Below are 21,197 nucleotides of genomic sequence, written 5' to 3' on the forward strand. Positions count from 1 at the left end.
AAGATCGCAAGTGCCGCAGGAAGAGCCGACACGCCGAGTCCCAGCAACCGGTCCGGCGCGTGGTCGATCAGACCAGTTCGGGCACTCGCAGATGAGCGATCGCCAGCTCGAACTCACAAATATCGACCAGGCTGCCGCCCAGCTGGGCGAGCTTCTCGGTGCGCAGCGCACTGGCCTGTTCACGGTTGTTGTCCAACGCCGTGGCGTTGTCGAACGTCACGGATGACACGGCGCGTCCGGAGGGCTTGTCGAGCAGGAGGCTGGCGCTGCAGAACCCCTCGAGTTTCTCCAGGTCCGGCAGTACCAGCGTCCGGTAGAAGTCGGTGAGCAGGTCAGCCTGGTGTGGTTCGACCGAGAGCCAGGCAACCCGCAGACACGCGCCCTTGGGTGCGCGGTGATCGCGGTGCAGTGCCGTGACCTCCCACTCGTTGACCTCCCTCCGGGTGCCGTGGAGCAGCTCCGCTGCCCGTTCCCCGAGCGGCCGCGCGGCGTGCGCCGTCAAGTGCATCACCGCTTCGGACTCCCACGCGCTGGTGGCGATGCAGCGTCCGAGGCGCCGGTCCACCATCAGCGACATTCCTGCCGCCCCCAGCTCTTCGAGGGCGGGCAGCACGGTGTCGTGCATGTACGCAATACCGGCATCGATCGATGCCGGTTCGGCTTGAAACGTGGTTGAGCGTGCGTACACCAATCGCTCCTCGGTTACGGCAGCGCCCGGTGGCGCTGCTGGTTCTTTCAACAGCGTCCCTTGTCGCCCCCGATGGCGTACGGACTTTGCCGGAATCCACAGATTGCGTTAAGGAGCGAGCGCGGCGCTGTCAAACCAATGGCAAAGCAGCAGCGCGACTTCCACGTGGATGCGGTCCTCATCGACGGGCCGGCCGCGGCGCCCGCCGGCGCGCTGTACGCCGTACTTCACCGGGTTTGACGTGCAGGTGAAGCGGGTCGGCCCTGGATTCGTGGCTCGAGCTGTTGCGCAGGAACGCGCGAAGGGGGTCCCACCGGCGTTCGTCGCTGTCGGTCTCGGAGGCCGGTGGGCCAAGGGTGTGGCAAACTCACGGTTCCGTCGCCAGCCATTTCGGAGTGCTCCCCAGCGGAGCGCTGCCTGTCTATCTGGGGATGTGGGTGCGACTCGCGAATGGCTGAAACGGCAATTGTTACTGGCCGGCGGCGTAGGCCAAGGTGCGCTTGCGGGCGGGCGCCATACCGGCTGTGACTTGCGGCAACGAGTGGACAGCGGCAGCGGCAGCGGCGGCGCTGCGGCGGGCGTTGAACCACCGGACGCCGGCGGCGGCGACGACCAGCAGCAGCGGCCACAGACCGATGGCGTAGAGGACGATGGCGTCGACTATGAAGTTGACCTCGAACATGGAAGGGCTCCTGAGGTTGGTGAAATGTGTTTGTTCCGTTGATATTTGGTGTTTCTCAACGGGAAGCTGATGCAAGAACGGTACGGCGCGAGCGCAGTGTGACCCAGGTACCGCCGAGACAATCTTTTGCCGGTCTGGCCCAAATCGTTGTCCGTTAGGAACAAAGGGGCATCAATTTCCCCGGGTGGCCCGCATCGGGGCCGCCTAGCCGGCGATTGGTGGCGAGGGTGGCTACCGAGCAGATAGCGTTTGACGTGCCCGAACCCGACTGAGCGCAACGCGGCCTCGCCACCGATAGCGTTGACCGCCGGCTGACATCCCCGTTCCCCGGCGATTCCTGAACGACCGATGGTCGAGGAGGGCAGTCGGCCGGTCAGGTACTGCCGAGACCGGGTTGAGCGTGACGGCCAAGGTGACGGAGCGGATCAGTGTGCATCGGCATGGCGATCACCTCACGTATCCTTTTGCTTATCACCTGCGCGATTCGGTCTAGCTTATCTGTGCCAAACCACATAGATTTTTATATAGCGCCAGTGCATGATTGGAAGCAAGTAGTGGAACAGGAAACCTTGTGAACGATGCTGATCGCCGGCTGCTGCCGCCGAGCCAAGGAGCCGCTGCGGCCGGTCCGGCATCCGATCATGCGGTGTACGGGATCACGGTGGCCGCGGAACTATCCGGTGCGCCAACACAATCACTCCGGCTGTGGGAACGCCACGGACTCCTCGCGCCGGCGCGCACCGACGGTGGCACCCGCCGCTACAGCGCTGACGACGTGGCCCGCATCGGGCGGATCGTCGCCTTGGTCGCCTCGGGAGTGAACATCGCCGGCATCACCAGGATCCTCGAATTGGAGGACGACAACAGCGCGCTGCGCAAGGCCGCCGGCCGCCGGCCGCCGTTCGAAGTGACGGCGGACTGACACCGATTACGGGCTCAGCGTGCGTCGGAGACCGGCGAGAGGCCGCGGGTGGTGGGTCCCTCCAGTAGTCGCCCGTCGGCGGCGAACCGCGAACCGTGCGGCGGGCATTCCCAGGCCCGGTCGGCGTCGTTCCATCTCATCATGGCGCCCCAGTGGGGGCAGACTGCCTTATCCGGCCATGAATTCGGCGTAGGCAGTGGCCAAGTCGGGCGACAAGACCGTCACGTTGCACCGCTGCTGAGTGTCGCCGATCGGCGACAGAATCCCGCGCAGGTCCTGATACTGCTGGGGATGTGCCGTGAAGTACGCGCGGAGGTTGGCCGACGCCTGTGGCCGGGGCTGCGAATATGCCGCCACCACAACCTGATTGGCGTCGGGATGCGCTGTCAGATAGTTACTGGCCGCCCCCGTTGCCGAGCTGACGGTGTTCGCAACGGATGCGGGACTGCAATCAGTTTCCGCGGCGGCTGTTGTCGGCGTGGCCAGACTGAGGCAGACCGGTACTGCGGCCAGTACCGGGATCAGGCCGGTGAATCGAATTGAAAACTTCATGGCGTGTCCTTTCGCTGTGCTTCGGTGTGCGATGGATGCGGATCGCCCGACACGGCCGCACCCTCCAGTCACCGGTCGTCATATACCCGCAGTCCTGGTTCTCAACCCACCAACCGCAAACGGGACCGTCCCGGCCACATGTCAGCTGTGGGGCATGCTGGCGTGCGGGCGGAATGGGCGAGTCGGTGGCTCTTCTGGCCGGGCCCCGCGCATCCGAGTGGTGGGCTGCTCGGCGATATACCGCTGCGGTGGGCCGAGTTTCGGCGGCCGACTATCGCGCCGGGCCGACTCCCGTTCGACGAGCACACCACGGGCAATACGGTCCAGTGCACTCTGCACATGAATACGCTCGGGCGCACCCTGGAATTCATCTGACTGGGTGAGTGTTTCGGTGATCCAGATCGAGATGACATTGCGCGCTGAACCCACCTCGGCTGAGCCTGCGGGCGTCAGTGCGAATTCGGTTCCCGAGCGCGTCGCAAATCCGGTGCTGACCAACCGATCGAAGGTCGGTTCGAGGACCTGCCGTGGTACCCGCCGGTCGTCGGCGATGTCGAGCAGGTCTGCCGCACCGGTCACCGCCGCGTATCGGTAGATCAGCATCAGCGCCCACAATTGTGCGGTGCCCAACCGGCTGTTCGAGGTGCGCGCCACCGCTTCGAGGTCAATGCCGTTGCTGTGCTGCAACAACCGGCCGACAGCGACTTCGAGGAGCTTCTCCGGCGACTCGGTGGTCGGCATGCCGAAACCCTCACCCATGTCGGTGCTGCCGCTCGCGGCGGCGTCACGCAGCGGCACCTGTTTGAGGAAGAGCGCGAGGACGAACCCGACGGCCGCGACCGGCGCCGCCAGCAGAAACACGTGACTCAGGGAATCGGCGTAGGCGTTGATGATCGGCGCGGCGGTCTCGTGCGGGAGGCTGTGCAGCGCCTTCGGCGATGTCGCCGCATCGGGGGGTGCGCCGCTGGCCCGGATGGCCGACGGGATGTGGTCGCCGAGGAAATTCGCGAACATCGAGCCGAAAATCGCCGCGCCGAAGGAACTGCCGATGGTGCGGAAGAACGTCACACCTGAGGTCGCGACGCCCAGGTCGGAAAAGTCGACGGTGTTCTGTACCACCAGAATCAGCACCTGCATACTCAGCCCGATGCCGGTGCCGAGGATCAATAGGAACAGCGATTGGGTCAGCGTCGAGGTGTCGGCGTCCATCCGCGACAGGAGCACGAACCCCAGCGCCATGATGGCGGTGCCGGCGATCGGGAAAATTCGGTACTGGCCGGTACGGCCGACGATTGCGCCACTGCTCAATGAGGTGACGAGAAGACCGGCCACCATCGGCAGGGTGCGCAGTCCCGACGCGGTGGCCGAGACGCCGTCGACGAACTGCATGTAGGTGGGCAGGAACGTGAGCGCACCGAGCATCGCGAACCCGACGACGAACGACAGCACACAGCACACCGTGAAGACGGGGTTGGCGAACAAGCGGATCGGCAGAATCGGTTCGGGCGCACGGCGTTCCACGATGACAAAGCCGACGAGTGCCGCCACCGAGACGACGAACAACCCGATGATCACTGCTGAACCCCACGCGTAGGTGGTGCCACCCCAACTGGTTGCCAACGTCAGACCCGCGGCGCCGAGCCCGACCAGGACTATGCCCGCATAGTCGACGACCGGCCGGCCGGCGCGGGCCAACTCGGGAATGGCCGCTGCCGCGATCGCGATGACCACCACGGCCACCGGTACGTTGATCCAGAACGCCCAGCGCCAACCCAGATGGTCGGTGAACAACCCGCCGAGCAGCGGGCCGACGACAGTCGTGACGCCGAACACCGCGCCCAGAGCGCCTTGGTACTTGCCTCTTTCGCGCAACGGGATGACCTCGCCGATCACCGCCACGGCCGTCACGGTGATCGCGCCACCACCCAGGCCCTGCAGAGCGCGCGAAGCGACCAGCATCCCCATCGACGGCGAGAGTCCGCACAGCACGGACCCGGTCAAGAACAACAGAATGGCGACTTGGAAGACCCGCTTGCGGCCGAAGGTGTCGCCGAGCTTGCCGACCACTGCGGTCACGATCGTCGAGGCGAGCAGGTAACTCGTCACGACCCAGGACTGGTGGCCGGCACCGCCCAGGTCTGCGACGACGGTCGGCAGCGCCGTCGCCACGATGGTCTGGTCGAGTGCGGCCAGCAGCATGCCGAGGACGACAGCGAGGAACACGAAGTTGCGCTGCCGGATGCCGGGGGCCGCTTCCGCCACGTCAGCCGGGTTACGAGTGGTCATGGCTGCCTCAGCCCGGACTTCAGGTCTGGGCGGGACTGCTCGCCAACGCCTCGGTGATTGCCTCGCAGAACGCCGGTAGATCGGAGGGCGAACGGCTGGTGATGAGATTGCCGTCGATACACACTGCTTGATCGACGACGGTGGCCCCGGCGTTACGAAGGTCGGTGCGAACACTGGGATAACTGGTCACTTTGCGGCCGCGGACGACGTCGGCTTCGACGAGGGTCCACGGGCCGTGACAGATGGCGGCGACAGGCTTACCGGAGCGGACGAACGTCACCGCGGCGTCCTCGACCGCGGCGCGCGGTTCATCGAGCTCGACTCTCTCGACCCCGTCGGCGGCGAGGATGGCGATCCGTCGGCCTTCTAATTCCTTCAGCACGTGGCTGTTCATACCCCTGGACTCGTGGGCCCAAACGTTCCCGCGCGGGCCCTCAGTGAAGTTCTGCTATGACCTTCGCAAAGGTCTCCGAATGCTGTTGCTGGACAATGAAATAACTGACCCCGTAACGTTCGCGCAGCTCGCTGACCCGGGCCGCCATATCGGCGGTGCTGCCGCTGAGCACACCCGGCGTCGTCATCAGCTCGGCGTCGCTGAGGTCGGGCTGGAAGTGCCGGGTGATGGACAGGTTCGGGATTCCGGATCCGTCGGTCGGAACCGCGGTGATGGCCAGGTTCAGCTCGAGCTCATCGAAGCGGGCGCCGGCGGCGTTGCGCACGAAGGAGATTCGCTCGGCGAGCGGATCGTGGTCGTCGGTGCGCGGCCCACCGCCGGTCAGCCCGATGATCTGTGCCTGCTGGGCAGCGACGGTCAGCAGTTTGTCGCCGGCGCCGGCAATCATGACCGGTACGTCGGGCAGCTGGGTGCGCAGATACGAGGTGACGTGCGCGGTGTACTCCACTCGTTTTCCGGCGCTGGGAAACGGCAGTTCGGCGGCGTCGAACTCTTCCTTGACGTAGCCGGCGCCCAGGCCGGTTTCGAATCGTCCTTCGGTCAGATCGCGCATGGCCGCGATATCGCGGGCCAGCAGCGCCGGCTTGTAGAAGCAGGCATTGAAGACGAAGGTGCCCAGATGCATGGTGGTGGTTGCCGCGGCGGCCGTCGCAAGCACCGGAAACGGGGCCGGAGCGCCCAGATGGTCGGGCACCAAGAGGACGTCGTAACCGAGGTCTTCAGCGCGGCGCGCCGCGTCTTGCACTGCTGACCGGCCGCCGGTGTGTCGCAGGCCGACTCCGAAGCGGAAATCTCTCGTCATGTGTTCGACCTTACGGACACGCGGGGCGCATCCGGCGACATCTTTCTCAACGGCGCGACCGTCGAACACAGCCACGGACTCGGCGCGACGCTGCTGTCGGTCGTGGCGGTCCGCAGTGGCGAGATCGCGGTAGCGATCAGCCCGTGACGGTGAGGCAGATCAGTATCACGTTCAGCCCCGAAATCAGCACGGCCACAGCCCATCCCAATGCCGTCACGATGCGGTGGTTGACGTGCTCGCCCATCACGGTGCGGTTGCTGGTCAGCCGCACCAGCGGAATCAACGCGAACGGGATGCCGAACGACAGCACCACCTGGGAGATGACCAACGCGCGCGTCGGGTCGAACCCGATGGCCAACACCACCAACGCCGGAATGACCGTGACGGCCCGGCGCAGCAGCAGGGGATAGGACCGGTTGAGCAGGCCCTGCATGATCATCGCGCCCGCGTACGCGCCGACCGACGAGGACGCCAGGCCTGAAGCCAGCAGGCCGATGGCGAAGCACAGTGCGATCGCCGGGCCCAGGGCATTGCCGACCGCGGCGTGCGCGCCCGCGATGGTGTCGGTGCCTTTGACGCCCTGCAGGTGGGTCGCCGCGACCAGCAGCATCGCCAGGTTCACCGCGCCCGCGACCACCATCGCGAGGCCGACGTCGAAGCGCGTGACGCGCAGCATGTGACGCAGCGGAGCGCCGGTCTCGGGCTTCCCGTGCCGGTCCCGGACCAGGCCGGAGTGTAGGTAGACGACGTGTGGCATGACGGTCGCGCCCAGGATCGCGGTGGCCAGCAGCAGACTCTCGGACCCGGCGAAGTGCGGCACCATGCCGCCGAGTACGTGGCCCGGAGGGGGCGGGTCGACGAGGAGGCTGGCGACGAAGCCGAGCGTGATGATCATCAGTAGCCCGGCGATGATCCGTTCGAAGGCGCGCTGGCCGCCCCGGTTCTGCACCGACAGCAGGCACATGGACACCACGCCGGTGACCACGCCGCCCAGCAGCATGGGCAGGCCGAACAACAGTTGCAGCGCGATGGCGCCGCCCACGACCTCGGCGAGATCGGTTGCCACCGCGACCATTTCGGCCTGGAACCAAAACGCGAGCCGGGTTGGTGTGCGGCAGTTTTCGGCCACCAGCTCGGGGAGTGACCGGCCGGTCGTCAGACCGAGTTTGGCCGATAGGTACTGCACCAGGCCGGCCATCACGTTGGCCAGCAGGATCACCCACACCAGCAGGAAACCGAACTTCGCGCCCGCGCTGATGTTGGCCGCGACGTTGCCCGGATCTACATAGGCGATGGCCGCCACGAACGCCGGGCCCAGTAAGGACCACGTCGGACGCGACGAGGTGCGGCTCTCGGTCAGCACTGCGCTCACTTTCCATCCGGTCATTCGAATAGAAAAGTTAGGGTAGCCGAAACCTGCCTGTTGGGGAAATACGTCAGCCGGCGGCCCCGCGCCCGTCGGGCGGCGGCGGGATATCGCGGATCTGATGCCGGCTGGTGACGCCCAGCTTCGGAAACGAGCGGTAGAGGTATCCGGACACGGTGCGGGTCGAAAGCTGAAGTCGGGCCGCGATCTGCGGGTTGGTCAGGCCACGTCCGGCGAGATAGACGACCTGATGCTCTTGGGGGCTCAATTGTTCGGTGGATGGCGTCCCCGACGCTGCCGTCGCGACGCCCGATGCGCGCAGTTCCCGGGCGCAGATGTCTAGCCACGGTGTGGCACCCAGCGTCTCGAAGGTGGCCAAGGCGGCTGAGATGTGCCGGCGCGCTTCCTTGCGTCGCCGGCTTCGCCGCAGCCAGCCCGAGTAGCTGAGCCGCAACCGGGCGCGTTCGAATGGCCACTGCTCGCCGGCGGCGTCGGCGAGCGTGCGGGCCAGGATGTCGCCGGCCTCCCCGACGCTGAGCAGCGCCGAGGCGTGGTTCACCAGCTGGTCGAGGCGGGCGGAGTGCGGCTGCGGTAGGTGCGTCAGTGCGGCAGTGAACGTGCGCCGCGCGTCGTCGACCATGCCCGTCCGCAGAGCTGCCTCGGCGTAGTCGACGAAAGCGCGGTAGGACACGTGTTGGTGCAGAGGAACGCCGGAGTCGGTGAACAACTCGGACAGATGACCGTAGGCCCCGAGATCGTTGCCGGCCGCGAGGTTGATCAGCCCGAGGACGTGATGTGCCCGTGCCGCGTGCAACCGGTTGTCCTGGAAATCAACGACATTCAGGGCGGCGCCGATGTGGTCGCGAGCGGACGCGGTGTCGCCGCGGCGGGCGGCGACCGTGGCTCGGATCTGGTCCCCGGTCGCGATGATCAGTGGTTGATCGCTGACGGCGCCGAGGGTGTGCAGCTGGCTGGTGATTCTGAGCGCCTCGTCCCAGCGGCCGGAGTCGATACACGACCAGGCCAGGATCGCCGCCGTCAGCGCCTGTCCGTGCGTCGAGTCATGTGGTGTCATCAAGGACTGCGCGACGCGCAGACTGCGGATGCTGAGCTCTGACTCGTCGGTCACGCCGGCGGCCAGGCCGATCAGACTCAACTCCAGGGCCCCGAGGCCGCCGGCCGGCGGGGCGGTGAACGCGGCCAAGTCGGCGCGCGCACGCGGAGAGTCGGTCACCGCTCGGATCCACAGCCGCGAGGTTGCCGAGCTGCCGGTCGGCACCGGCATCGCGTCGTCCAACCGCTGTAGCGCTTGCGCCGTCCCCTGATACGCGGCTGGATCACCCGACAGGAAAGTCGCGGAGGCCGCCACGCGCAGCGGTTCCCACGCCAATTCGGGGTCGACTCCGAGCGCTTCGACGGTCACTGCCAGGAGGGCCTCGGCCGCCGCCCGCCCGTCATTCCACATCGTGGCCATCCCGCGGGCGGTCAATGCCCGGATTCGGTCATGCGGACCGCCGGCGGTGGAGGACGCAGCATGGGCTCGGTGCCAGACCTCGCGCTGGGGCGGCGTACTCAATGCGGACGTACTCAACGCGTCAGCCAGGAGTCGGTGCGCATCCTGCCGCGTGGTCAGCGGCGCCCCGTAATAGGCCGCAGAGCGGATGAGGGGATTGATGGGGCTGATGCGTGCGGCCTCGATACGCACGATGCCCGCGGTCTCTGCCGGGGCCAGAACCGCCGGGTCGGTCAGCACTCCGGGCGGCAGCGTGCGCAGGTCGGCGGCGGACGCGGCCGCGACGACGACGAGCGCGGCGCGCGTGGCTGCGGGCAGGTGCGCCAGATGCTGTGCGTAGACCGCGTGGGCGCTGATCGGCAACGGCAACGGGTCCGGTGCACAACCCGCCGTGGGCGTCGCGCCGGTAGCCGTGCTGGAAAAGTGGATGATCGCGGCGGCATTGCCCGCGGACTGTTTGATGATCTGCTCACGGAGCAGTCCGCCCGGTGGTGTGGGTTGCGCCTCTAGCAGCGCGATCGACTGGTCGAGGAGCATTGGTGCCAGCGGAATCTCGAGAGCCGACCGGCCCGCCAGTCCCGTCGCTGCGACAGTGTCAGGAAGGGTCAGCGCCACAGTGATCGGGCGGCCCGCGCTTGCGCCGGGCGGCGAACAGCAGAACGCTGCGGGATTGCTCGTCGAGCCAGTGGGCGTCGTCGACCGTGACCAGCACCGGCTGTCGTCGCGGCACCGCGTCCAAAAGTTCGAGTAGTGCCGCGGCCAATCTGGCGGTATGGATCTGATCGCCGAACAACGGTGTGCTGAAAAGGGTTTCGATGATGTTGGCGCGACCATACGGGTTGGCCTCGGCGTCGTTGAGTGCCCGCAGCAGCCGGTGCAGGCCACCCAGCGGGGTGTCGATCTCGCCGGGCAGGCCGGCGATGCCGAGAACGCGATGGCCCAGCGAACGTGCTTGTCGCTCGGCTTCGGCGAGCAGGGAGGTCTTGCCAGAGCCCAATGCCCCGGAGATGACGATCACCTGTCCATGGGGCGGTGACGCGATGGCGTCCCGCAGGGCCGCGAGTTCGGCGTCGCGCCCGATGAGCTGCGTCGACGCGATGTTCACAAGAACCATGAGACATCCGATCGGTCAACACGTCTAATGACAGATATTGATAAGACACATCTATGACGTAGATAATCTGCGGCGTGGAGCTACGGCAGGTCGAGCACTTCGTGGCGGTTGCCGTCGAGCGCAGCTTCACGCGCGCGGCACGCCGCGTCCACGTGGTGCAGTCCGCCGTCTCGACGTCGATTGCGAAGCTGGAGCGTGAGCTCGGTGTCCAGTTGTTCGACCGCTCCCGTCAGCAGATCGAGCTGACGGTCGCCGGCGAACGCCTCCTCGCTCAGGCGCACGAACTGCTGCGCGTTGCGGGGGCAGCCGCCGAATCGGTCGCGTCCAGTCGCGGCCGGCTGATGGGTACCGTCGAGTTCGGATCATTGATCTCATACGGCCCGATGAATGTCGCGGGGGTACTCGGCGAGTTTCACCGGGAGCACCCCTTCGTGCGACTTCGGTTGCAACTCAACCAAGCTGGTGCCTCGGCATATCTCTCGGCACTTGTCGACGGCTCGCTGGATCTGGCTCTGGTCTCGGTGCCCAACCGATTTCCGCCGCAGCTCGACATGCGCTTGATGTTCGAGGAACCGATGTTCTTCGTGTGCCGCGACGACCACCCGATGGCGGCGGAGAAAGTGGTCAGTCTGATCGACCTGGCGGACGAGGACCTGATCGGGTTTCCGCCGGACTGGGGCTTTCGTTCCTTGATGGACAACGCATTTCTCGCGGCGGGGAGTCAGTCGCGGCCCGTCCATGTGATTCCGGCCGGCTTCTCGGTGGTCGGTGAACTGGTTCGTCAGGGGCTGGGAACCACCTTCATGCCCGCGTCGGAATGCGCGGAATTCGACGATCTGCGCGCCATCGCATTGAGGCGAAGTGTCGTGTGGCAGGTCTATCTGGCGTCGCAGCCGGTGGGCCGTCTGACGCCGGCCACCGCGGCGTTGGCGGACATGCTGATTCAGGCGGCGCCAGCCTAGCTCGCCGGTGAGTATCGGCTTGTGGTCGAGAACCCCCGAGATCCTCGACCACAAGCCAACATTCGTGGTCCTACTTGGCGTGAGTACTCTTGCCGTCCTTTGTCTGGCCTGCACCGGCGGACGCCTTGGCGGGCTTGGTGCTCGTCGTGCCGGGCTTGGTGGGCGTCGAGTCGGACTTGGTGTCGGGCTTGGCATCCCCGCCCTTGACGCCGCCCTTGGCATCGCCACCCTTGGTGTGGTCAGCAGTCGTCCCCTCGCCCTTGGCGCCGGTCTGCCCGCTGCCCGTGTGCGCGGCGTCAGTGCTACCCGGGGCCGTGGGCTTGGTGGCGCCGGTGGTGCTGGTTGCCGTGTCCGTGCCGGCTTCTGTCGATGAATCGGGCTTTGTTGCAACGGGTTTCATGGAAGTTTCCGCCGGGCTCGTTGCATCCGTTTTGGTGGTATCCGTCTTCGTCGTGGTCTGGTCAGCGGGCTTCGTGGCGTCCGTTGTCGCTTTCGCGGGCAGGGCTTTGACGACTGTCGAGGCCGGTACCGCGACGGTCGTCGCGGCAGTGGCCGGCACCGAGTTGGCAGCGACGGGCGCGGTGGCGGCGACCGCCGTCGTTGTCGTCGTGACCGGCGGCGGCTTGAGCGCGTCGGCGACGAGTTTCTGCAGCAGCTGCAGTGCGGCGACCGGGCCCGGGAGGTTCACGGTGAAGCCGAGCGGGCCACCGCCGATGTTGATGCCGAAGGAAGTCAGCAGGCCGCCGCCATACACCGGCACACCGGGCAGACCGGTGTCGATCACGGTCGACAGGTCGGGGCCATAACCCCCGTTGAGGACGCCATTCAGAATCGTCGCGGGAATCGAGACGAGCGCACCGGCCACCTTGCCGAGGTCGCCGGTGCGCGTGGCATCGATGACGTCCTGCACCGCGGCGGCCATCGCTGCCGGTGCCTGGATCAGCGGGCCAAGCAGACCACCGACGATGACGAGGGCGTTCGACGGCTGCAGCCCACCGAACCCTTGGCCGAGCGTGTTGAGGACATTGACGGCGTTCTGCAGCGGGTTGGCGGCGATGGCCCCCAGCGGACCGAGCTTGTCGATCGCGGTGACCAGACCTTGCAGCGGATAGGCGACGGAGTTGAGGGCGGGCGTGAGCAGATTCGTCAGCGGGATCAATGCGTTCAAGCCGACGAGCAGCAGCTGATTGGTCGCATCCTCGACGTTGCCCTTTGTCAGGTCGTTGACGGCGGCGGCCAGCAGTGGTGGCACCGCGGTCGTGAGGTTGGTGCCGATCTGGCCGAGCGTGGTGCCGAGCGCGTTCAACAGCGGCGGAGCCGACGGGAAGGGCACGGCCGGTTGGGAGCTGGGATCGACCTTCACCGAACCGGGCGACGACACCAGTTTCAGCAGGTCCTGCAGCGCGGCAAGCTGATTGTTGAGCGCTGCGGTGAGGATCGGCGTCGGCCCGTTGGTCTGTGCCGTGCTCACGATGGTCTGCAGGCTGGCGACGGTGTTGTTGAACGCCTGTGCGTATGCCTCGAACGGATTGACTGCGGCGGTCAGACGTACGGCGGTGCGCTCGATCTGAGCTTCCATGTGGTGAATCTGGGTACTGACGGTCGGCGCCACGACCGGGGCGACGGCGATAGCCGCGGCCCCGGCCAGGGACACGCCGACGGAAGCGAACGGTCGAGCGGCGGTGTGCATAGCGGGCCCCTTCAAAGGCTCAGAATCGGACAATCGGCGAACTGACTTTTGCGTAAGTTCGCCCTGATTCTGGCTCTGAGAGGTGGGTCACCCGCTAGCGACGAATGACTCTATTTTCGGCGTCGTCAGTTGGGGCGGTACAGGCCTTTCCCGGTGATGAGCGGCAGATCCAGCGTCGTGCGGATGCCCGGTTCGGCGGCCACGACCGCCGGGATGGCGTTCACCACCCGTGCTGCGGTGGCAACGAGTCCGGCGTGGTTGTGGTCGCCTTTGCGGCTGCTCAGGCACAGGTCAAGGGCGTACGACGGCTCGCCGGTCACCTCGACCCGGTAGGAACCACCCTCCTGGGCCGGTTGCGGCCAGTCGGGGCACAGGTCGCCGCGCAGGCGGGTGATGTGCTCGAGGACGACGGCCGGGTGTCCGTCCTTCATGCCGCGCACTTCAAACCGCATGGCCGCCGTGGTGCCGGCCGGGATGTGGCCCGACGCGATGTCGAAGTCCTCGGGCGCCGGCACGCGGGTGTGCGTCTCGGTCAGCTCGTCGAGTTCGATGCCGAGGCCGGCGGCCAGCTGGCGGACCACGGAACCCCAGGCCAGGCTCAGCACGCCCGGCTGCAGCAGCATCGGTAACTCGTCGATGGGCTTGCCGAACCCCATCACGTCGAACATGACCGTCGCGCTGTCGTAGGTGGCGTAGTCCACGATCTCCATGCACCGGACCTGCTCGACGCTCTGGCAGGTGCCCATGAGCGCAAGGGGGAGAAGGTCATTGGCGAAACCGGGGTCGATGCCGTTGACGAACAGCGACGATCCGCCTTCTTTCGCCGCCTGCTCGAGCGGTGCGATCAGTTCGGCCGGCAGGACCTGCCACGGATACTGCAGGAACACTGCCGCGCTGCCGACGACGTTTACTCCGGCGGCCAGAATGCGCCGATAGTCTTCCAGTGCTTCGGGCAGGCGGTTGTCGGCCATGGCGGTGTAGACGACGCAGTCCGGCTTCCCGGCGAGGATGGCACCGAGGTCGTCGGTGGCTTTGATGCCGGTCGAAACATCAAGTCCGGCAAGCTCTCCGGCGTCTTTGCCGGTCTTGGCGGCAGAGGACACCCAGACGCCGGTCAGTTCGTAGGCAGGGTCAGTGATGAGCTGAGTCAGGGCATGGCGGCCGACGTTTCCGGTGCCGACTGCGGCGACTTTGATTGGCATTTGCTTCGGCGGTGCCGAAAATTCAGACATAGCGTTCCTCACAGGTCCGGGATGGGCAGGTCGAGGTTGGGAAACGTGAGGCCGCCGTCGACCTCGAGCACCTTGCCGGTGACATAGGCACCGGCAGGCGAGGCCAGATACAGCGCGGCGGCGGCGATGTCCTCGGGGTCGCCGAGGCGTCGCAGCGGGGTGGCCTTCTCCATGGGGTCACGCAACGCCTCGTTGGAGGCGACGATGTCCAGCGCCGAGGTCAGGATCGAACCCGGCGCGATGCCGTTGACCCGGATCTTCGGGCACAAGTCCATCGCGGCCAGCCTCGTGTAGTGGGCCAGCGCGGCCTTGGCCGTGCCGTAGGCGGCGAAGCCACGGCCCGCCAACCGGCCGACGGCCGAGGTGATGTTGATGACGCTGCCGCCGCCGGCATGCTCGAGCATCAGCGGCACGGCCGCCTGCGTGAGCGCATGCGCGGTGGCCACGTTGAACGTGAACGCGTCTTTCAGATCCTGCGTCGAGGTGTACATGAGCGGGGCGGGCATGGTGCCGCCGACGTTGTTCACGACGACATCTAGTCTGCCGAACGCCTCGACCGCCGCTGCGGCGAGCTTGGCTGTCTCCTCCGGGTGGGCGAGGTCGGCGGCGATGACGTGAGCCCGCCGGCCGGCCTGCTCGACTTGCCTTGCCACGTCCTGCAACTGCGACTCGGTGCGGGAGGCAATCACCACGTCAGCACCCGCTTCGGCGAATGCGATGGCGATGGCGGCGCCCAGGCCGCGGCCCGCACCGGTTACTACGGCTACCTGGTTGTCGAGCCGGAATCTATCCAGAATCACGTGTGCCTCACTCGCCTCGTATCGGTTGTTGTTAGGCACGCTAGCAAGATCGAGGCGCTGCCGGAGCAGATTTCTAGAACACGTTCCAATTAGCCTTTGCGGGCCTTGACACTCGCCTCCAACTTGGCCAGCAGATCGGAGACGTCCTCGGTCGCGTCCAGTTCGGTCGCCGCTTCCTCTGTGGAGAATGCCTCGCCGCCCGCGATCTTTGCCTCGATGAGCTCTTCCATCTGTTCGCGGTAGGTGTCGTGGAACTGCTCGGGGTGGAAGTCCTCGGTCATCGAGTCCACCACCTGGCCGGCCATCTTCAACTCGGCCTCCTTGATCTCGACTTCCTTGTCCAGCACCGGGAAATCAGGGTCGCGAATCTCGTCGGGCCACAACAGCGTGTGCACGATCATCACGTTGCGCTTGCCGAAATCCTTGACCCGCAACGCCGCAAGCCGCGTCTTGTTGCGCAGCGAGAAGTGCACGATCGCCACCCGATCGGTCTGGGCCAGCGTTTGCGCGAGCAACACGTACGACTTGGACGACTTCGAGTCCGGCTCCAGGAAATAGCTCCGGTCGTACATCAGGGGATCGATCTGCTCCGCCGGAACGAACTCGACCACGTCGATCTCGCGGCTGCGCTCTTCGGGCAGGGTGGCGATGTCCTCGTCGGTGATGATGACGGTCTGCCCGTCCTCGGATTCGAACGCTTTCGCGATATCCCGAAACTCGACTACCTCGCCGCAGACCTCGCACACCCGCTTGTATCGGATGCGGCCATTGTCCTTGGCATGCACCTGATGAAACTTGATGTCGTGATCCTCAGTGGCGCTGTACACCTTCACTGGCACATTGACCAGCCCGAAGGCTACTGACCCCTTCCAGATGGACCGCATACCCCAGTATGGCCCATTATCGCGTCACGGCTTGGATACTCGAGGTGTGGAGCAATTCGGACGGGTGCGGCTGACCAACCCGGACAAGGTGCTCTACCCGTCGACCGGCACGACCAAAGCCGACGTTTTCGACTATTACCTCGCCGTCGCCGATGCGATGTTGCCGCACATCGCGGGTCGTCCCGTCACCCGTAAACGGTGGCCCAATGGTGTTGCGCAGCAGCCGTTCTTCGAGAAGCAGCTGGCGTCGTCGGCGCCGGAGTGGCTGGGACGCGGTGCCATCACGCATCGCAGCGGAACCACCGTCTACCCGATCATCGACACTCCGGAGGGACTGGCCTGGATCGCCCAGCAGGCGTCCCTGGAAGTGCATGTGCCGCAATGGCGCTTTGTCGGGGCGGGCGGGCGAGGCGGGGCGGGCGATGTCCTGGCTCCGGGACCCGCCACGCGCATCGTGTTCGACCTCGATCCCGGCGAAGGCATCACCATGGCCCAGCTGTGCGGGGTGGCCCGCGCGGTACGCGAACTGGTCGCCGGCATGGATTTGGCGGCGTATCCGGTGACCAGCGGCAGCAAGGGTTTGCACCTTTATGTACCGCTGGCCTCGCCCGTCAGCTCGCGCGGTGCGTCGACCGTCGCCAAACGTGTTGCCCAGCAACTCGAATCATCGATGGGTGGACTGGTCACCGCGACCATGACCCGCAGCCTGCGGGCCGGCAAAGTGTTTTTGGACTGGAGTCAGAACTCCGCGGCTAAGACGACCGTGGCGCCGTATTCGTTGCGCGGCCGCGACGAGCCGACCGTCGCGGCGCCGCGCACCTGGGACGAACTCGACGACCCGGAGTTGCGGCAGCTGCGGTTCGACGAGGTACTGGCCCGCTTGGCGCGCGACGGTGATCTGCTCGCCGGCATGGATGGCGATGCGCCGGTGGCCGATCGGCTCACCACCTACCGCAGCATGCGGGACCCGGGCCGGACACCGGAGCCGGTCCCGGCGGCCCAGCCCGCGTCGGGTCAGAACAATCGGTTCGTCATTCAAGAACATCATGCCCGCCGGCTGCATTACGACTTCCGGCTGGAACGCGACGGGGTGCTGGTCAGTTGGGCTGTGCCGAAGAACCTTCCGGACACCTCCACCGTCAACCACCTGGCGGTGCACACCGAAGACCATCCGCTGGAGTACGCCACCTTCGAAGGTGATATCCCCAAGGGTGAATACGGCGGTGGACACGTCTCGATCTGGGACTCGGGCACCTACGACACCGAGAAGTTCCGGGACGCAGGCGAAAACGGTGAGGTGATCGTCAACCTCCACGGCAACCGGGTCTCCGGCCGGTACGTGCTCATCCAGACCGACGGCAAGAACTGGCTGGTGCGCCGGATGAAAGAGCAGCAGCTGCAACCGATGCTGGCGACCCACGGATCGGTGAGTCGACTGTCGTCGGACCAGTGGGCCTTCGAGGGCAAGTGGGACGGCTACCGGCTTCTCGTAGACGCCGACCACGGCAGGATCCGGCTCACCTCGCGCAGCGGCCGCGACATCACGGGGGAATTCCCGCAATTGCAGTCGTTGGCAGCCGATCTCGCCGATCACCACGTGATCCTGGACGGTGAGGTGGTGGCATTGCAGGATGGCGTACCGAGTTTTCAGGCAATGCAGAACCGCGGTCCGCGCAGTCACATCGAATTCTGGTGTTTCGACATCCTGTCCCTCGACGGACGTGACCTGACCCGCGCAAAATACCGAGATCGACGAAAGCTGTTGGAAGCGCTGGCCGCCGATGGCGCGTTGACGGTACCGCCGCTGTTGCCTGCCGACGATCCCCTGGAGGCCGCGAGTGGCCGCGGCTTTGAAGGAGTGGTCGCCAAGAAATGGGATTCCGGATACCGGCCGGGCCGGTCGGAGGCATGGGTCAAGGATAAGTTGTGGCGCACACAGGAAGTGGTGATCGGCGGCTGGCGCGCTGGGGAAGGCGGCCGCACCAGTGGCATCGGGGCGCTGCTGGTCGGGGTGCCCGGCGAGCACGGTCTGCAGTTCGCCGGGCGGGTTGGCACGGGGTTCACCGAAAAGATGCTGGGCGACCTGCGGGCGCTGCTGGCACCGCTGGAAACCAGTGAATCACCTTTTACTGCAACGCTTTCCACGATGGATGCCAAAGGCGTGACATACGTACGCCCCGAGGTGGTGGGGGAGGTGCGTTACAGCGAGCGCACCTCGGATGGCCGGTTGCGGCAACCCAGCTGGCGCGGGCTGCGCCCGGACAAGACGCCGGCGGAGGTCACATGGGAGTGAGTGCGAGGGCGACAGCCTCTTCCAGCCCGCGAGTCGCCAGCTGATCGGCCAGCTCGTTGTCGGCGACGCCGGCGTGTCCCTTCACCCAGAACCACTCGACCTCGTGCCGGGCGCAAGCGGCCTGCAGTCGCTTCCAGAGGTCGACGTTCTTGACCGGCTGCTTCGCCGCCGTCATCCAGCCATTGCGTTCCCAGCCGTGCACCCATTTGGTGATGCCGTTGCGGACGTAGGTGCTGTCGGTGTGCAGGTGCACCACCACGGGCCGTGTCAACGCTTCGAGCGCCATGATGGGCGCCGTCAGCTCCATGCGGTTGTTGCTGGTCTCGCCGGGCTCGCCGCCGCACATTTCCCGCACGTGATGACGCATGCGCAGCACCGCGCCCCAGCCGCCGGGGCCGGGGTTGGGGCGGCAGCCGCCGTCGGTGTGGATGACCACGACGGCATCGGTGGCGGAGTCGCTCATGGGCTGAGAATAGGGGCCGAGATCATCGCCGTGCGGACCGACATCCCGAATTCTCGATGTCGAAGCGTGGTAATCCGGCGTCCGGGTTGCACCGCCGGCTTCACCGGTGCGGTGCGGTCGCCGAAGAACGCGGTGGTGGCGTCGATGTCGCGCGCGACATACGTCAGGCCCCACAGCGTCGATGGGCCGTCGCCCTTGGTCTCGGGAGAGCCGACGACCTCGAGGATCACCTCTCCGAGGCGGAAGAAGATCTGCCGCATCGGCCGGCCGCCGAGTTGCCCGTCGCGCTCGCGGCGCGGGCGGACACCGACTGCCGCGAGCGCCGTGACGGTCCGATCCAGGTCAGGCGACAACAGCACGACATGGTCGACCGAGAGGGCGCCGTTCGCGTGTTCGGCTCCAGTGGAGGCAGGTGCGTCCGACCGCGTGGTGGGGATGCCGTCGAGCGGCTGGCCGGACGGCAAACCGCGCAGCGACCACCCGACGATGCCGGTGCCGTGGTCACGTCCGACCAACCGGATCCGGACTCCACCGATTCGGCACACGCCGTCGGGATCAACGGTGAACCCGGCGGCGGTCCAGGACTCTGCGGTGTCGGCGACCTCGAATTCGTCGACGCTGACTGTCATTGCCCCGCCTCGTCGACGCTGACCCGCAGCCGTGGTGGGTTGGTGTCCGGTGCTACTCGCTGCCACACCGCGTCGACCATGGGTGCCAACAGTAGTTCGCCCATCTGCCTCGCCAAGACGGCGACGACCTGGATGTTCTCGCGGCGAGTGGTCGAGGCGCGACCCGTCTTGCGGGCCGCCCGGACCTCGCGCTGCGTGAGGTCGACGATCACGTCGACCAAGTGGCTGTCGGCGACATTGGGCTGCAGGAGGGCGCGCCGCACGTAGTCGACCACCGCGGGATTGGCGCGCAGCATGTCCCGAACGGCATCGTCGCGCACGGCCGTCGAGGCGTCTTCGGACACCTCGGCCAGGGCGCCCGCGAAGTAGTCGACCACCAACTGGTCGACGGCGTTCCGCAGGCCGGCCTTGGTTTTGAAGTGGTGCTGCACCAGGCCCACCGCGACGCCGGCCTCGGAGGCGATGGCGCGCAGGGAGATTCCGTCTTCACCGTGTCTGGCGTAGAGATCCAGGGCGGTATTGCGGATGCGCGCCTTGGCCGTCAGATCGTCGACGGTTGCCCGTGGATCAACCATCAGACCTCCCATCGACAACCAGTGCAATGTACTGTACACATGAACAGGGGCCTATACAGTTGTATAGCGCGGCAATCAGCGAGGTGGACCAATGTCAGTACTATTCCCGAACTACCGGGCCAGCTGGGAGACCGATCAGCACCGTGAGCTGCGTCAGCATGCCGCGTCGTTCCTGGCCAAGGAGGCCACGCCCAACCAGGAGCGGTGGGCCAAGAACCACCAGGTCGACCGCGAGTTCTGGAACAAGCTCGGCGACGCCGGCCTGCTCGGCCTGGACCTGCCGGAGGAATACGGCGGTGCGGGCGGCGACTTCGGTCTGTCCGCGATCGTGGCGGAAGAGTTTGCGCTGGCTCATGATTCGGCCTCGGGTTGGACCGTGCACTCGCCGATCGTGGCGCACTACATCAACACCTATGCCAATGCGGAGCAGAAGGCCCGCTGGATGCCCAAGATCATCAGCGGTGAGGCCGTGCTGGCCATCGCGATGACCGAACCCGGCACCGGGTCCGACCTGCAGGCAGTCCGCACCACCGCCGTCCGCGACGGTGATCACTACGTCATCAACGGGTCGAAGACGTTCATCTCCAACGGAACCCATTGCGACATGGTCGTCATCGTCGCGAAGACCGACCCCAGTAAGGGCGCGGCGGGCGTCTCGCTGATCGTGGCCGAGGTGAACGACCTGCCGGGCTTCGAGCGCGGTCGCGTCCTGGAGAAAGTGGGCCAGCACGGCCAGGACACCCGCGAACTGTTCTTCACCGACATGCGGGTGCCGGTCGCCAACTTGCTCGGCGCGCAGGAGGGGCTGGGCTTCTACCAGCTCATGGAGCAACTGGCCCGCGAGCGGCTGATCATCGGCTCCGTGTGCGCCGGCATGGCCGAGGCCGCCGTGCTCGAGGCCATCAAGTACACCAAGCAGCGCGAGGCCTTCGGTAAGCCGCTGATCCAGTTCCAGCACAACCGATTCCAGCTCGCCGAGCTCAAGGCCGAGGTGCTGTCGATCAAGACCACGGTGGACTACTGCATCCAGGAACTGATCAACGGGAACAACGATCCGGCGACCGCATCAATGGGCAAGCTGATCGCCGCCGACAAGGGCGTCGCCGTCGTCGACCGCTGCGTGCAGTTCTTCGGTGGGTACGGCTACATGTTGGAGTACCCGATCGGCCGAGCCTACGCCGCGGCGCGCGTCAACAAGATCTACGGCGGCACAAGCGAAATCATGAAAGAGATCATCAGCCGCTCGCTGTAACTCTCTGCTCGCGTGGCCCGGCGATCCGTGGCAAGGTG

The 21,197-nt window shown here is 66.3% G+C and carries 21 protein-coding genes and 1 pseudogene; 5 read left to right on the forward strand and 17 right to left on the reverse strand.

The annotated features are described in order from the left end of the window. Positions 1-67: 67 nt before the first annotated feature. Positions 68-688 (reverse strand): hypothetical protein, encoded by a 621-nt coding sequence (locus ACX12F_RS03780; protein ID WP_459368320.1) that lies wholly within the window; start codon positions 686-688, stop codon positions 68-70. A 469-nt stretch (positions 689-1,157) separates the two neighbouring features. After that, a complete protein-coding gene (locus ACX12F_RS03785) occupies positions 1,158-1,370 on the reverse strand; it encodes a hypothetical protein (protein WP_459368321.1) in 213 nt (70 codons plus the stop codon). 571 nt (positions 1,371-1,941) lie between these two features. Between ACX12F_RS03785 and ACX12F_RS03790 the strand changes: the two genes are divergently transcribed. Next, a complete protein-coding gene (locus tag ACX12F_RS03790; protein ID WP_459368322.1) occupies positions 1,942-2,292 on the forward strand; it encodes a MerR family transcriptional regulator in 351 nt (116 codons plus the stop codon). Positions 2,293-2,306: 14 nt separating this feature from the next. On the opposite strand, the pseudogene ACX12F_RS03795 reads toward ACX12F_RS03790, so the two are convergent. From ACX12F_RS03795 to ACX12F_RS03815, 5 genes and pseudogenes are all read right to left on the reverse strand, one after another. After that, positions 2,307-2,459 (reverse strand): annotated as a pseudogene (locus ACX12F_RS03795) (Rieske 2Fe-2S domain-containing protein); the annotation flags it as partial. A 1-nt stretch (position 2,460) separates the two neighbouring features. Next, positions 2,461-2,844 carry a heme-binding protein gene (locus ACX12F_RS03800; RefSeq protein WP_459368323.1) on the reverse strand — a complete coding sequence of 128 codons (384 nt, stop codon included), beginning with the start codon at positions 2,842-2,844 and terminating at the stop codon, positions 2,461-2,463. Positions 2,845-2,985: 141 nt separating this feature from the next. After that, entirely contained in the window at positions 2,986-5,130 is a 2,145-nt protein-coding gene (locus tag ACX12F_RS03805; RefSeq protein WP_459368324.1) for an MDR family MFS transporter, read from the reverse strand. 19 nt (positions 5,131-5,149) lie between these two features. Beyond that, the gene (locus ACX12F_RS03810) at positions 5,150-5,524 is read right to left on the reverse strand and encodes a DJ-1/PfpI family protein (protein WP_459368325.1); all 375 of its coding nucleotides are present in this window, start codon (positions 5,522-5,524) and stop codon (positions 5,150-5,152) included. A 40-nt stretch (positions 5,525-5,564) separates the two neighbouring features. Beyond that, complete coding sequence (locus ACX12F_RS03815) at positions 5,565-6,386, reverse strand: TIGR03621 family F420-dependent LLM class oxidoreductase (protein WP_459368326.1); 822 nt, start codon at positions 6,384-6,386, stop codon at positions 5,565-5,567. Between ACX12F_RS03815 and ACX12F_RS03820 the strand changes: the two genes are divergently transcribed. Beyond that, positions 6,387-6,533, forward strand: coding sequence for a hypothetical protein (locus ACX12F_RS03820; protein WP_459368327.1), 147 nt, complete (start codon positions 6,387-6,389; stop codon positions 6,531-6,533). It abuts the gene before it with no gap. Here the strand turns inward: ACX12F_RS03820 and ACX12F_RS03825 are convergent. Genes ACX12F_RS03825 through ACX12F_RS03835 form a run of 3 tightly spaced genes read right to left on the reverse strand, consistent with a single transcriptional unit; the run spans position 6,523 to position 10,379 of the window. Beyond that, a complete protein-coding gene (locus tag ACX12F_RS03825) occupies positions 6,523-7,773 on the reverse strand; it encodes an Nramp family divalent metal transporter (RefSeq protein ID WP_459368328.1) in 1,251 nt (416 codons plus the stop codon). The genes ACX12F_RS03820 and ACX12F_RS03825 overlap by 11 nt on opposite strands. Positions 7,774-7,822: 49 nt before the next feature. Next, positions 7,823-9,802: a helix-turn-helix transcriptional regulator gene (locus ACX12F_RS03830; RefSeq protein WP_459368329.1), complete on the reverse strand. Its 1,980-nt coding sequence runs from the start codon at positions 9,800-9,802 to the stop codon at positions 7,823-7,825. A 58-nt stretch (positions 9,803-9,860) separates the two neighbouring features. Next, a complete protein-coding gene (locus ACX12F_RS03835; protein ID WP_459368330.1) occupies positions 9,861-10,379 on the reverse strand; it encodes an ATP-binding protein in 519 nt (172 codons plus the stop codon). 74 nt (positions 10,380-10,453) lie between these two features. On the opposite strand from ACX12F_RS03835, the gene ACX12F_RS03840 reads away from it, so the two are divergent. Further along, complete coding sequence (locus ACX12F_RS03840; RefSeq protein WP_459368331.1) at positions 10,454-11,341, forward strand: LysR substrate-binding domain-containing protein; 888 nt, start codon at positions 10,454-10,456, stop codon at positions 11,339-11,341. A gap of 70 nt (positions 11,342-11,411) precedes the next feature. Here the strand turns inward: ACX12F_RS03840 and ACX12F_RS03845 are convergent, their stop codons facing one another. The 4 genes from ACX12F_RS03845 to ku all read right to left on the reverse strand — a co-directional run bounded on the left by ACX12F_RS03845 (position 11,412) and on the right by ku (position 15,947). After that, the gene (locus tag ACX12F_RS03845) at positions 11,412-13,031 is read right to left on the reverse strand and encodes a hypothetical protein (protein WP_459368332.1); all 1,620 of its coding nucleotides are present in this window, start codon (positions 13,029-13,031) and stop codon (positions 11,412-11,414) included. Positions 13,032-13,156: 125 nt separating this feature from the next. Beyond that, positions 13,157-14,233, reverse strand: coding sequence for an NAD(P)H-dependent amine dehydrogenase family protein (locus ACX12F_RS03850; protein ID WP_459368333.1), 1,077 nt, complete (start codon positions 14,231-14,233; stop codon positions 13,157-13,159). A gap of 38 nt (positions 14,234-14,271) precedes the next feature. Next, positions 14,272-15,063, reverse strand: coding sequence for an SDR family oxidoreductase (locus ACX12F_RS03855; RefSeq protein WP_459368334.1), 792 nt, complete (start codon positions 15,061-15,063; stop codon positions 14,272-14,274). 89 nt (positions 15,064-15,152) lie between these two features. Continuing rightward, positions 15,153-15,947, reverse strand: coding sequence for a non-homologous end joining protein Ku (gene ku / locus ACX12F_RS03860; protein WP_459368335.1), 795 nt, complete (start codon positions 15,945-15,947; stop codon positions 15,153-15,155). Positions 15,948-15,993: 46 nt separating this feature from the next. On the opposite strand from ku, the gene ACX12F_RS03865 reads away from it, so the two are divergent. Next, positions 15,994-18,240 (forward strand): ATP-dependent DNA ligase, encoded by a 2,247-nt coding sequence (locus ACX12F_RS03865; RefSeq protein ID WP_459368336.1) that lies wholly within the window; start codon positions 15,994-15,996, stop codon positions 18,238-18,240. Here the strand turns inward: ACX12F_RS03865 and rnhA are convergent. The 3 genes from rnhA to ACX12F_RS03880 are packed head-to-tail and all read right to left on the reverse strand — an operon-like array spanning position 18,227 to position 19,907. Then, entirely contained in the window at positions 18,227-18,703 is a 477-nt protein-coding gene (rnhA, locus tag ACX12F_RS03870) for a ribonuclease HI (RefSeq protein ID WP_459368337.1), read from the reverse strand. The genes ACX12F_RS03865 and rnhA overlap by 14 nt on opposite strands. Then, entirely contained in the window at positions 18,700-19,332 is a 633-nt protein-coding gene (locus ACX12F_RS03875; RefSeq protein WP_459368338.1) for a VOC family protein, read from the reverse strand. The genes rnhA and ACX12F_RS03875 overlap by 4 nt, the downstream gene beginning before the upstream one ends. After that, positions 19,329-19,907, reverse strand: a complete 579-nt coding sequence (locus tag ACX12F_RS03880) for a TetR/AcrR family transcriptional regulator (RefSeq protein ID WP_459368339.1) — start codon at positions 19,905-19,907, stop codon at positions 19,329-19,331. Before ACX12F_RS03880 ends, ACX12F_RS03875 begins: the two co-directional genes overlap by 4 nt. A 91-nt stretch (positions 19,908-19,998) precedes the next feature. Between ACX12F_RS03880 and ACX12F_RS03885 the strand changes: the two genes are divergently transcribed. Continuing rightward, positions 19,999-21,159, forward strand: coding sequence for an acyl-CoA dehydrogenase family protein (locus ACX12F_RS03885; protein ID WP_459368340.1), 1,161 nt, complete (start codon positions 19,999-20,001; stop codon positions 21,157-21,159). Positions 21,160-21,197: the final 38 nt, after the last annotated feature.

The sequence above is a fragment of the Mycolicibacterium sp. HS_4_1 genome (genome assembly GCF_054515875.1).